This is a genomic window from Nocardioides sp. ChNu-153, assembly GCF_030466625.1.
Taxonomy (GTDB): Bacteria; Actinomycetota; Actinomycetes; order Propionibacteriales; family Nocardioidaceae; genus Nocardioides.
Genome location: NZ_JADEVT010000018.1, coordinates 49,831 through 62,079, shown reverse-complemented (window position 1 = coordinate 62,079; position 12,249 = coordinate 49,831). Strand labels below are relative to the sequence as shown.

Genomic DNA, 12,249 nt, shown 5'->3' with positions numbered 1-12,249 from the left:
CGCTGCCGCCCCGCCCCGGCGTCGCTCCCGCGCCGACGGCGCCGCCCGCCGTGCCGGCGAGCGGGCCGGGCCTGGCGAGCGGACCGGTCCCGGCGAGCGGGCCCGCGCCGGAGGTGCGGCGCTTCATGTCGGCGACGGACTTCCTCGACCGGCGGGCCGGCGAGCAGCCGCTCGGTCCGGCGACCTGGGGCTGGCGCGGCCGGGCCCGCCGCTGGTCCGGCGGGCTGGTCCGCCCGCAGATGGGACGGGCGGAGCGGGAGCACGAGCTGCAGCGTCGGGCGGTGCAGCGCGAGTTCGACGGGCCGCGCACCATCGTCTTCCTCAATCCGAAGGGCGGGGCGGCGAAGACGACGGGCGTGCTCATGGCGGGGCACACGTTCGGCACGGTGCGCGGCGGCGGCGTGGTCGCGTGGGACAACAACGAGACGCGCGGCACGCTCGGCATCCGGGCGCTGCGGGGCGAGCACCGCAACACCACGCGGGAGCTGCTGGCGGACCTCGAGCGGTTCAACGACGTCTACCAGGCCCGCATCGGCGACCTCGGGGCGTTCGTGCGCAGCCAGGGCGACGCCCACTTCGACGTGCTGGCCTCCGACGAGCGGGCCGACGTCACCGGGACGATCCGGGCCGACGACTTCCGGGCGGTGCACGCGCTGCTGCAGCGGTTCTACCGGCTCGTCGTGGTGGACACCGGCAACAACCTGCGCGCCGAGAACTGGCTCGCCGCGGCGGAGGCCGCCGACCTCATGGTGGTGACGAGCACGGTGCGCGAGGACACGGGCTACAGCGGCCTGTGGATGCTCGACGCGCTCGCGGACGCCGGCTACACCGACTTCGCGCGCCGCACCGTCACCGTGCTGTCCGACCCCTCGCCCAAGGTGGACCAGCAGCTCGCAGCCGACCTCACCGCCGTCTACGAGCAGCGCACCCGTGCCGTCTTCCGCGTGCCCTACGACCCGGCACTGGTGTCGGGGTCGGTGGTGCCGTACGGCGAGCTGTCGACCGCCACGCAGCGGTCGTGGCTGCGCGCCTGCGCGGCGATGGCGGAGGCGCTGTAGGCGCTGCGGAACATCGGCCGGGTGCCGGCCGTTGGCCCCGGTATGCGAGCAGTCGTCTACTCCGAGACCGGTCCGTCCTCCGTCCTCAGCCTCGTCGAGCGCCCCGACCCCCAGCCCGGGCCCGGTGAGGTGCGGGTGCGCGTCGTCCGCGCCGGCGTCAACCCGACCGACTGGAAGTTCCGCGCCGTCATGGGCAGCCCGTTCGACGAGGTCGTCCCCGGCCAGGACGGCGCCGGGGTCGTCGACGCCGTGGGTGAGGGCGTCACGGGCCTCGCGGTCGGTGACCGCGTCTGGCTCGTGCTGGCCCAGCACCAGCGGCCGGGCGGCACGGCGGCCGAGCTGACCGTGCAGCCGGTCGAGCGCGTCGTACCGCTCCCGGAGGGTGCCTCCTTCGACCTCGGGGCGAGCCTCGGCGTACCCGCCGTCACCGCGCACCGCGCCCTCACCTCCGGCGAGGTGCCGCGCCTCGGCCCCGGCACGCTGACCGGTACGACGGTCCTCGTCGCCGGCGGCGCCGGCGCGGTCGGCAACGCCGCCATCCAGCTCGCGGTGTGGTCGGGCGCGACGGTCGTGACGACGGTGAGCAGCCCGGAGAAGGGTGCGCTCGCTCGCGCCGCCGGGGCGCAGCACGTGGTCGACTACCGCGCCGAGGACGTCGTCGCGGCGGTGCGGGCGATCGCGCCCGACGGCGTCGACCTCGTCGTCGAGGTCGCCCCGGCGCAGAACAACGGGCTGGACCTGGAGGTCGTGCGCAACCACGGCACGGTCGCCTACTACGCGAACAACGGCGGTGAGTCGTTCTCCGTGCCGATCCGGGAGACGTTCTCGAAGAACCTGCGCCACCAGGGCGTGCTGCTCTACACGCTCGACCCCGCCCTGCTCGCCGCCGCCACCGAGGACGTCTCCGCCGCCGTCGCCGCCGGGGCGCTGCGCGTGGGGGAGGACGCGGGCGTGCCGCTCCACCACTACCCGCTCGACGAGCTCGCCGCCGCGCACGACGCCGTCGAGGGCGGCGCCGTCGGCAAGGTGCTCGTCGACGTGTCGGAGGCCTGAGCCTCGGTCGTGGGCTCCTGGTCGCGGTACGAGCGGTAGCCGAGGACTATCGCTCCCACCGCGACCCGCCCGCCCTGGGTACGGCGGTGGCCGCGTCGCGCGCTGGTGGTCGAGGTGGCCGCGGGCGTTCCGGTGGTTGAGGTGGCCGCGGGCGTTCTGGTGGTCGAGGTGGCCGCCCCGGCGGCCCTCGAAACCACGCCGGGACGTGCCGGTGGCCCCGCCCTGCGCTGGTGGTTGAGGTGGCCGCCCCGGCGGCCCTCGAAACCACGCCGGGACGTGCCGGTGGCCCCGCCCTGCGCTGGTGGTTGAGGTGGCCGCCCCGGCGGCCCTCGAAACCACGCCGGGACATGCCGGTGGCCCCGCCCTGCGCTGGTGGTTGAGGTGGCCGCGCCAGCGGCCCTCGAAACCACGCCCGGGCACGCCGGTGGCCCCGACACGGTGATCGTGTGGCGGGGTCGGCGGGTGGTGCGCGGGTGCGCAGCTCAGTTGAGCGGTGTGGTGCCGGTGGAGTCGACGGCGTACCGGAGTCCGTGGGGACTGGTCCAGATGTAGGTGCCGAGCGGGTCGCGGTGGTAACGCCATCGCCGGTCGGGTGGAGCGCCGCCCGGTGGATCGTCACTGCGTGTGCTCGGTGGGCCGACGCCCGTCGGTGACGGGTGAGTCTTGACGCGGTGGTGGCCTCTGCACAGTGGCGCGAGGTTGGCAGTCGAGGTCTGGCCGGCGCCTGGTGCTGCATCCGACCGGAACTCGTCGGTGTGGTCGAGGTCGAGGCCCCTGGCTGGTCGCCCGCAGTAGGGGAAGGCGCAGGTGGGTCGGTCGAGCCGGACGCGTTCGGCGATGCGGTGGGGGATCTCGTAGGCGTCGACGGCGACGTGCTCGGCGAGGTCGATGACGGGCTTGACGGTGACCTCTGTGCTGGGCGTGCGGCACCAGTCGCGGACCTGGTCGGCGGTGATGAGTGCGCGGGTGTTCTCGAGTCGGGCGAGGTCGATGCCGGTGGTTCCGGTGGCCGGGTCGATGCCAGGCCCTGCGTCTAGCCCGTCGGCGGAGCGGTGGGCGGCGATGGCGGCGTCGCTGAGGTGGACGTAGAACACGACTTGCCGGGCCGGTGCCCGCGACGACGCCATCGGTGTCACGCCGTCAGCCAGGTCGGGCGACGGTCGATCGTTGATGCCGTCGACGCCGTAGAGGTCGAGTGCGGTCTGGCGGCGGGCGAGTTCGCCGAGGGCCATGGAGCGGCGGGCGTCGAGGTCGGCGTCGCAGCCTGCGGCGGCGAGGTCGGCGGCGACGCGCTGGACGGCGTTGTTGAGGTCGAGGGCGTCGGCGATGTCGAGGGTGCCGTGCACGGGGACGACGCCGGTCCAGGGCGCTGCGGCGTCGATGGGAGTCGTTTCGATCGTGAAGTAGCGGCCGGCGTCGGCGTCGGCGCGGTCGAGCTCGGCGTTCTCGGGGTCGAAGCGGGCGATGGCTTCGGCGACGAGGCGTTCGACGGTGGGCATGGTGGCGCGTTGGGCGACGGGGGCGAGGTTGCGGTCCACGAAGTCGGCCGCCTCGGGCGTGAGGGTGCGGGTGAGGGCGGCGATCTTGCGTGCCCGCCACACCGGCAGCGCGCTCTTCTGCGTGGCCGGGTCAGCGCCTGCGAGGACGCGGACCCAGAGGCGGGGGAGGCGGTGGCGCAGCTCGATCGCGTCCCCGACCAGGGGTCGACCGGAGGTGACGGAGCGGCCGAGGGCGGCGGAGATCTCGTAGAGGCAGAACTCGGAGACCAGGGGTGCGCCGGGTCCGCCGAGCTCGAGGAACCGGTCGCCGCCCGGCGCTGAGCTGGGGTCGTCGGTCCAGAGCCCGAGGGGGCCGATGGGGTCGCTCACGACGGCGCCGGCCTTGCCGTCGGTGTGGGCGTCGGCCCAGTCGGCGACCGCCACGAACGTCGCGACCTCAGCAGCCATCTGTGCCGCGGCCGACTGCCGTGCGCGTGCGAGCAGCGCGGTCGTGTCGATGGCCGGCGGGGCCTCGACGACGGCGGTGCTCGGGTGGTTCATACGGACAAGGCTAGGGGTGGCCACCGACAGTTTCGGCCCCGAGAAGGGGGCTGGGGGAAAGAAGTTCGAGAGTTTTTCGGGGCGCCCCGAGGCTGACCTCGTGGGTCCCTGGTCGTGGTTTCGAGGGCCGCTGGGGCGGCCACCTCAACCACCGACGGGGCGCGGCCACGTCGACGTCGTGGTTTCGAGGGCCGCTGGCGCGGCCACCTCAACCACCGGTGCGTCGGCGCGGCCACCTCAACCACCGGTGCGTCGGCGCGGCCGCCTCGACCGCCGACCGGGCGCGGCCGCCTCAACGACCGAAGCAGCGCGGCCACCTCGACCACACGCGGTTTCGAGGGCCGCTGGCGCGGCCGCCTCGACCGCCGACCGGGCGCGGCCGCCTCAACCACCGAAGCAGCGTGGGCCACCTCGACCACCGAGTCGAGCGCGGCCACCTCGACCACCGAGTCGAGCGCGGCCACCTCGACCACCGACCGGGCGCGGCCACCTCGACCACCGGAGCGGGGCGGCCCCATCGACCGCCCCGCCTCCAGCGCTCCACCGTGGCGACGGCCACGTCCCACGGGGCGTCGCGCGGGGGGTGCGGCGGGGCGCCGGGCTGGTAGTGTCCTCACCGTTCGACATCCTTTAACGAGCCGTCCCGTGAGGCGGAGAAGGAGGTCCGTGCAGGCATGCCTGCCACGACTGACGCCCTGGGCGCGGGGGCGGGGGAGACCCCCGAACCGCCCGGCCGCACCGTCCTCGACGCCCGTGACATCGCCCGGGCGCTGACCCGCATCTCCCACGAGATCCTCGAGCGCAACAAGGGCCACGAGGGTCTCGTCCTCCTCGGCATCCCGACGCGCGGCGTCGGTCTCGCGCAGCGCATCGCCGCGCGGATCGCCGACACGGAGGGGGTCGCCGTACCGGTCGGGTCCCTCGACATCACGCTCTACCGCGACGACCTGCGCCGTCACCCGGCACGCGGGCCGCAGCCGACCGATGTGCCGCCCGGCGGCATCGACGGGAAGACGGTGGTGCTGGTCGACGACGTGCTCTACTCGGGCCGCACGGTCCGTGCCGCGCTCGACGCCCTCGCCGACCTCGGCCGTCCCGCGGCCGTGCGCCTGGCCGTGCTGGTCGACCGCGGCCACCGCGAGCTCCCGGTGCGCGCCGACCACGTCGGCAAGAACCTCCCCAGCGCGCGCAGCGAGCGCGTCATGGTGCGCCTGGAGGAGACCGACGGGCTCGACGTGGTCCGCATCGCCGACCGCGCCGACACCCCGGACGCGGAGGGAGCCCGATGAGGAAGCACCTGCTCTCGGCCGACGACCTCACGGCCGACGACGTCCACACGCTCTTCGCCACGGCCGCCGAGATGCACGACGTGCAGCGGCGCGAGGTCAAGAAGCTGCCCGCGCTGCGCGGCCGCACGGTCATCAACCTCTTCTTCGAGGACTCCACCCGCACGCGCTCGAGCTTCGAGATCGCGGGCAAGTGGCTCTCGGCCGACACCATCAACATCACGGGCAAGGGCTCCTCGGCCTCGAAGGGCGAGAGCCTGCGCGACACCGTGCTGACGATCGGCTCGATGGGGGTCGACGCGCTCGTCATGCGCCACGGCGCCAGCGGCTCCGCGCAGCAGGTGTCGCAGTGGGTCGACGCGGTCGTCATCAACGCCGGCGACGGCACCCACGAGCACCCGACGCAGGCGTTGCTCGACGCCTACACGCTGATGCGCCGCTTCGGCACGGGCGGCCGCCTCGGCTCGCTGGAGGGCCGCCACGTCGTCATCGTCGGCGACCTCACCCACAGCCGGGTGTTCCGCTCGAACGTCGTGACCCTCACCCGGCTCGGGGCCCGGGTCACCGTCGTCGCGCCGCCGACGCTGATGCCCAGCGGCGTCGACGCGTGGAGCCGGGAGGCGGGCTTCGCCACGTCGTACGACCTCGACGAGGTGCTCCCGAGCGCCGACGCGGTGATGATGCTGCGCGTCCAGCGCGAGCGGATGAGCGGCGGCTTCTTCCCGACGAGCCGGGAGTACACGGTGGGCTACGGCCTCACCCGCGCCCGCCTCGGCGTCCTCGGCCCCGACGTGCCGATCTGCCACCCCGGCCCGATGAACCGCGGCCTCGAGATCGCCGCCGACGCCGCCGACGCCGCCCAGTCCGCGGTGCTCGAGCAGGTCTCGGCGGGCGTCGCGGTGCGGATGTCGGTGCTCTACCACCTGCTCGCCGGCGAAGGAGTCGCGTGATGACGCACGGCACGGTCCTCATCCAGGGTGCCTCCCTGCTCGGCGAGCGCACCGCCGACGTCCTCGTCGTCGACGGCGTCGTCGCCGAGATTGGTACGCCGGACGCCCCTGCGGGCGCGCGGGTCGTCGACGCCGACGGACTGGTGCTGCTGCCCGGCCTCGTCGACCTCCACACCCACCTGCGCGAGCCCGGCCGCGAGGACGCGGAGACGGTGCTCACCGGCTCCCGCGCCGCCGCGGTCGGCGGCTACACCGCCGTCCTCGCGATGGCCAACACGAGCCCCGTCACCGACACGGCCGAGGCGGCGGAGCGGGTGCACGACCTCGGCCGCGCCGCCGGGCTGGTCGACGTGCAGCCGGTCGGCGCCGTCACCAAGGGCCTGGCGGGGGAGGAGCTCGCCGAGCTCGGGCTCATGGCCCGCAGCCGCGCCGGGGTCCGGGTCTTCTCCGACGACGGCCGCTGCGTCGCCGACGCGCGGGTCATGCGCCGGGCGCTGGAGTACGTCAAGGCGTTCGGCGGCGTCGTCTCCCAGCACGCCCAGGAGCCGACGCTCGCCGGCCCGACCGCCTGCTGCCACGAGGGCGAGCTGTCCGGCCGCCTCGGCCTGCCCGGCTGGCCCGGCGTCGCCGAGGAGGTCATCGTCGCCCGCGACGTGATGCTCGCCCGCCACACCGGCTCCCGGGTGCACGTCGCCCACGCCTCCACGGCCGGCACCGTCGAGGTGCTGCGGTGGGCGAAGAGCCAGGCCGAGAAGGACGGGACCTGGGCCGTGACCGCGGAGGTCACCCCGCACCACCTGCTCCTCACCACCGACCTGCTCACCGGCTACGACCCGACGTACAAGGTCAACCCGCCGCTGCGCCCGGCCGAGGACGTCGAGGCGCTGCGCGAGGCCCTCGCCGACGGCACGATCGACGCCGTCGCCACCGACCACGCCCCGCACGCGCGCCACGACAAGGAGCACGCGTTCGTCGACGCCGCCTTCGGCATGCTCGGCCTCGAGACCGCCCTCGGCGTCGTGGCGACCACGATGGTGGAGACCGGCCGCATGGGCTGGGCCGACGTCGCCCGCGTGATGTCGACGCGTCCGGCGCAGATCGCCGGGTTGACGGGTCACGGCCGCCCCCTGGCGGTCGGCGAGCCCGCGAACCTTACCCTCGTCGACCCGGCCACCGCCGTGGTCGTCGACCGCGACGCCTCGGTGTCGCTCTCCCGCAACAACCCCTGGCACGGCCGCTCGCTCACCGCGCGCGTCCGCGCCACCCTCCTGCGCGGCGCCCCCACCGTGCTGGACGGAGCGCTCGTCACGAGCGCCGACGACACGGAAGGAACCCCCGCATGAGCACCCCCGCGCTGCTCGTCCTGGAGGACGGACGCACGTTCCGCGGCGAGGCCTACGGCGCCGAGGGCGAGACCTTCGGCGAGGCCGTCTTCTCGACCGGCATGACCGGCTACCAGGAGACGCTGACGGACCCGTCGTACCACCGCCAGGTCGTCGTCATGACGGCCCCGCACGTCGGCAACACCGGCATGAACGACGAGGACGTCGAGTCCCGCCGCATCTGGGTGGCCGGGTACGTCGTGCGCGACCCCGCCCGCGTGCCGTCGAACTGGCGCAGCGCCCGCAGCCTCGACGACGAGCTGCGCGCCCAGGGCGTCGTCGGCATCAGCGGCGTCGACACCCGCGCGCTGACGCGGCACCTGCGCGAGCGGGGCGCGATGCGGGTCGGCATCTCCACCACCGAGACCGACCCGGCCCGCCTGCTCGAGCGGGTGCGCTTGTCCGGCGAGATGGCCGGCACCGAGCTGGCCGGCGAGGTCTCGACCACGGAGGCGTACGTCGTGCCCGCCGTCGGCGAGCGCCGCTTCACCGTCGCCGCGGTCGACCTGGGCATCAAGTCGAACACCCCGCGGATGATGGCCGAGCGGGGCGTCGAGGTGCACGTGCTGCCCGCCACCACCACCATCGACGAGGTCCTGGCGGTGGGCGAGGACGGCCCCGACGGGCTGTTCTTCTCCAACGGCCCCGGCGACCCGGCCGCGACGACGCACCAGATCGCGCTGCTGCAGGAGGCGCTGGGCCGCGAGCTGCCCTACTTCGGCATCTGCTTCGGCAACCAGCTGTTCGGCCGCGCGCTCGGCTTCGACACCTTCAAGCTGAAGTACGGCCACCGCGGCATCAACCAGCCGGTCATGGACCGCACCACCGGCAAGGTCGAGGTCACCGCCCACAACCACGGGTTCGCGGTGGACGCCCCGACGGACCGGCCCACCGAGACGCCGTACGGCGTGGCGACCGTCTCCCACGTCTGCCTCAACGACGACGTGGTCGAGGGCCTGGAGCTGCGCGCCCCCGACGCCGAGGGCGGCGCGCTGCGCAGCTTCTCGGTGCAGTACCACCCCGAGGCCGCCGCCGGCCCGCACGACGCGGCGTACCTCTTCGACCGTTTCTGCGAGCTGATGAGCGAGAAGGGGGCGCACCGTGCCCAGGCGTGAGGACATCCGGTCGGTCCTGGTCATCGGCTCCGGGCCGATCGTCATCGGCCAGGCGGCCGAGTTCGACTACTCCGGCACGCAGGCGTGCCGCGTGCTCAAGGCCGAGGGCCTGCGCGTCGTGCTGGTGAACTCCAACCCGGCGACGATCATGACCGACCCCGAGTTCGCCGACGCGACCTACGTCGAGCCCATCACCCCCGAGTACGTCGAGAAGGTCATCGCGAAGGAGCGCCCCGACGCCCTCCTGCCGACCCTCGGCGGCCAGACGGCGCTCAACGCGGCGATCGCGCTGCACGAGAACGGGGTGCTGGAGAAGTACGGCGTCGAGATGATCGGTGCCAGCTTCGAGGCCATCCACCGCGGCGAGAACCGCGAGCAGTTCAACGCGATCGTCGAGAAGATCGGCGGCGAGGTCGCCCGCAGCTTCGTGTGCCACTCCATGGCCGACTGCGAGTCGGCCGCCGGCGAGCTCGGCTTCCCCGTCGTCGTGCGCCCCTCGTTCACCATGGGCGGCACCGGCTCGGGCATCGCGTACGACGCCACCGACCTCCAGCGCATCGCCGGCGCCGGCCTCGCGGCCAGCCCCACCACCGAGGTGCTCATCGAGGAGTCGATCCTCGGCTGGAAGGAGTACGAGCTGGAGGTGATGCGCGACAAGGCCGACAACGTCGTCATCATCTGCTCGATCGAGAACCTCGACCCGATGGGCGTGCACACCGGCGACTCCATCACCGTCGCGCCGGCCATGACGCTCACCGACCGCGAGTACCAGCGGCTGCGCGACCTGGCCATCGGCATCATCCGCGAGGTCGGCGTCGACACGGGCGGCTGCAACATCCAGTACGCCGTCAACCCCGCCGACGGGCGCGTCATCGTCATCGAGATGAACCCGCGCGTCTCGCGCTCCTCGGCGCTGGCGAGCAAGGCCACCGGCTTCCCGATCGCGAAGATCGCCGCGAAGGTGGCCATCGGCTACACCCTCGACGAGATCCCCAACGACATCACCGCCGAGACGCCGGCCAGCTTCGAGCCGACGCTGGACTACGTCGTGGTGAAGGTGCCGCGGTTCGCGTTCGAGAAGTTCCCCGGCGCCGACCGCACCCTGACCACCCACATGAAGTCGGTCGGCGAGGCCATGGCCATCGGCCGCAACTTCACCGAGGCGCTGCAGAAGGCGCTGCGCTCGCTCGAGAGCGCGGACGCCGCGTTCGACTGGAGCCACTCCTGGGTGGACCTCGACAAGGAGGCGCTGCTCGAGGAGATCCGCGTGCCCACCGACGGGCGCCTGCGCCGCGTCATGGACGCGCTGCGCGCCGGCGCCACCGCGGAGGAGGTGCACGCCGCCACGGCGATCGACCCGTGGTTCGTCGACCAGCTGCTGCTCATCAACGAGATCGCCGGCGAGATCGCGGCGGCCCCGGAGCTCACCGGGGCGGTCCTGCGCCGGGCCAAGCGCCACGGCTTCTCCGACGTGCAGGTCGGGCGCATCCGCAACCTGCCCGCGGCCGTCGTGCGCGGCGTGCGGCACGCCCTCGGGGTGCGGCCCGTCTACAAGACGGTCGACACGTGCGCGGCGGAGTTCGCGGCGCGCACGCCGTACCACTACTCCTCGTACGACGAGGAGACCGAGATCGCGCCGCGCGAGCGGCCCGCGGTGCTCATCCTCGGCTCGGGTCCGAACCGCATCGGCCAGGGCATCGAGTTCGACTACTCGTGCGTGCACGCCTCGCTGGCGCTCAGCGCGGCCAAGGACGGCGGCGACCTGCCCGGCGGCGGCTTCGACACGATCATGGTCAACTGCAACCCGGAGACGGTCTCGACCGACTACGACACCTCGGACCGGCTCTACTTCGAGCCGTTGACGCTGGAGGACGTGCTCGAGGTCGTGCACGCCGAGATGGCGGCCGGCCCGGTCGTCGGCGTCATCTGCCAGCTCGGCGGCCAGACGCCGCTCGGGCTGGCGCGCGGCCTGGAGGAGGCGGGCGTGCCGATCGTCGGCACCCAGCCCGCCGCCATCGACCTGGCCGAGGAGCGCGGGGCCTTCGGGCGGGTGCTCGCCGCCGCCGGGTTGACCGCGCCCAAGCACGGCACCGCGACGTCGTTCGCCGAGGCCGGGGCCATCGCGGCCGAGATCGGCTACCCCGTGCTCGTGCGCCCGTCGTACGTGCTGGGGGGTCGCGGCATGGAGATCGTGTACGACGACGCGTCCCTCGAGGCCTACCTGGAGAAGTACGTCGCGGCCGGCCTCATCAGCGCCGAGGCGCCCGTGCTGGTCGACCGGTTCCTCGACGACGCCGTGGAGATCGACGTCGACGCGCTCTTCGACGGCGAGACCCTCTTCCTCGGCGGCGTGATGGAGCACATCGAGGAGGCCGGCATCCACTCCGGCGACTCGTCCTGCGCCCTGCCGCCCATCACGCTCGGGGCGCGCGAGATCGGCCGGATCCGCGCCGCCACCGAGGCCATCGCTCGGGGCGTGGGGGTGAAGGGGCTCATCAACATCCAGTTCGCCCTGGGCTCCGACATCCTCTACGTGCTCGAGGCCAACCCGCGGGCGTCGCGGACGGTGCCGTTCGTGTCGAAGGCGACGGCCACGCCGCTCGCGAAGGCCGCGGCGCGCATCATGCTCGGCGAGACCGTCGGCGACCTGCGGGCGGCCGGCCTGCTGCCGGCCACCGGCGACGGCGGCACGCTGCCCGACGGCTGCCCCATCGCGGTCAAGGAGGCCGTGATGCCCTTCAACCGGTTCCGCGCCCCCGACGGCGCGCCCGTCGACACGGTGCTCGGGCCCGAGATGAAGTCGACCGGCGAGGTCATGGGCTTCGACGGCGACTTCGGCACGGCGTTCTCCAAGTCGCAGGCGGCCGCCTTCGGGTCGCTGCCGACCAGCGGCAAGGTGTTCGTCTCGATGGCCAACCGCGACAAGCGCGCCATGATCTTCCCGGTCAAGGTGCTCGCCGACCTCGGCTTCGACATCGTGGCCACCCAGGGCACCGCGGAGGTGCTGCGCCGCAACGGCGTCGCCGTCACCGTCGTCCGCAAGCACCACGAGGGCACCGGTCCCGACGGCGAGCGCACCACCGTGCAGCTCATCGACGACGGCGAGATCGGCCTCATCGTCAACACCCCGTACGGCGCGGCCGGCGCGCCCGGCGAGGACGGCGCCCCGGCGGTGGGCACCGGCGGCCAGGTGCGCCTCGACGGCTACGAGATCCGCACCGCGGCGATCAAGGCGAACGTCCCCTGCATCACCACCGTGCAGGGCCTCGGCGCGGCCGTGCAGGGCATCGAGGCGCTGCGCCGCGGCGACATCGGCGTCCGCAGCCTGCAGGACTGGGCGCACGTGCTGCGGTCCGGGGCCTGAGC

The 12,249-nt window shown here is 73.8% G+C and carries 8 protein-coding genes; 7 read left to right on the top strand and 1 reads right to left on the bottom strand.

Translation table 11 applies throughout. The features are described from left to right. Together INN71_RS16790 and INN71_RS16785 are read left to right on the top strand one after the other, a co-directional pair. Window positions 1–1,058, top strand: a 1,058-nt coding sequence (locus INN71_RS16790; RefSeq protein ID WP_301801260.1) for a hypothetical protein, incomplete at its 5' end; no start/stop codon positions are given. A gap of 42 nt (window positions 1,059–1,100) precedes the next feature. Continuing rightward, window positions 1,101–2,111, top strand: a complete 1,011-nt coding sequence (locus INN71_RS16785) for an NADPH:quinone reductase (RefSeq protein WP_277501096.1) — start codon at window positions 1,101–1,103, stop codon at window positions 2,109–2,111. A 482-nt stretch (window positions 2,112–2,593) separates the two neighbouring features. Here the strand turns inward: INN71_RS16785 and INN71_RS16780 are convergent, their stop codons facing one another. After that, entirely contained in the window at window positions 2,594–4,150 is a 1,557-nt protein-coding gene (locus tag INN71_RS16780; RefSeq protein WP_277501095.1) for a hypothetical protein, read from the bottom strand. A gap of 674 nt (window positions 4,151–4,824) precedes the next feature. Here INN71_RS16780 and pyrR point away from each other — a divergent pair. The 5 genes from pyrR to carB are packed head-to-tail and all read left to right on the top strand — an operon-like array spanning window position 4,825 to window position 12,247. After that, window positions 4,825–5,439 carry a bifunctional pyr operon transcriptional regulator/uracil phosphoribosyltransferase PyrR gene (pyrR, locus tag INN71_RS16775; protein ID WP_277501094.1) on the top strand — a complete coding sequence of 205 codons (615 nt, stop codon included), beginning with the start codon at window positions 4,825–4,827 and terminating at the stop codon, window positions 5,437–5,439. Next, on the top strand, window positions 5,436–6,386 hold the full coding sequence (locus INN71_RS16770; protein ID WP_277501092.1) for an aspartate carbamoyltransferase catalytic subunit: 951 nt from the start codon (window positions 5,436–5,438) through the stop codon (window positions 6,384–6,386). Before pyrR ends, INN71_RS16770 begins: the two co-directional genes overlap by 4 nt. Further along, window positions 6,386–7,729: a dihydroorotase gene (locus INN71_RS16765; protein WP_277501090.1), complete on the top strand. Its 1,344-nt coding sequence runs from the start codon at window positions 6,386–6,388 to the stop codon at window positions 7,727–7,729. The genes INN71_RS16770 and INN71_RS16765 overlap by 1 nt, the downstream gene beginning before the upstream one ends. Continuing rightward, window positions 7,726–8,883 carry a glutamine-hydrolyzing carbamoyl-phosphate synthase small subunit gene (gene carA / locus INN71_RS16760; RefSeq protein WP_277501089.1) on the top strand — a complete coding sequence of 386 codons (1,158 nt, stop codon included), beginning with the start codon at window positions 7,726–7,728 and terminating at the stop codon, window positions 8,881–8,883. The genes INN71_RS16765 and carA overlap by 4 nt, the downstream gene beginning before the upstream one ends. Continuing rightward, window positions 8,870–12,247 (top strand): carbamoyl-phosphate synthase large subunit, encoded by a 3,378-nt coding sequence (gene carB / locus INN71_RS16755; protein ID WP_277501088.1) that lies wholly within the window; start codon window positions 8,870–8,872, stop codon window positions 12,245–12,247. Before carA ends, carB begins: the two co-directional genes overlap by 14 nt. Window positions 12,248–12,249 lie beyond the last annotated feature (2 nt).

Coding starts and splice junctions, on each gene's coding strand:
- INN71_RS16785 (WP_277501096.1), top strand. CDS start 1,101: ATGCGAGCAGTCGTCTACTCCGAGACCGGTCCGTCCTCCGTCCTCAGC.
- INN71_RS16780 (WP_277501095.1), bottom strand. CDS start 4,150: ATGAACCACCCGAGCACCGCCGTCGTCGAGGCCCCGCCGGCCATCGAC.
- pyrR (WP_277501094.1), top strand. CDS start 4,825: ATGCCTGCCACGACTGACGCCCTGGGCGCGGGGGCGGGGGAGACCCCC.
- INN71_RS16770 (WP_277501092.1), top strand. CDS start 5,436: ATGAGGAAGCACCTGCTCTCGGCCGACGACCTCACGGCCGACGACGTC.
- INN71_RS16765 (WP_277501090.1), top strand. CDS start 6,386: ATGACGCACGGCACGGTCCTCATCCAGGGTGCCTCCCTGCTCGGCGAG.
- carA (WP_277501089.1), top strand. CDS start 7,726: ATGAGCACCCCCGCGCTGCTCGTCCTGGAGGACGGACGCACGTTCCGC.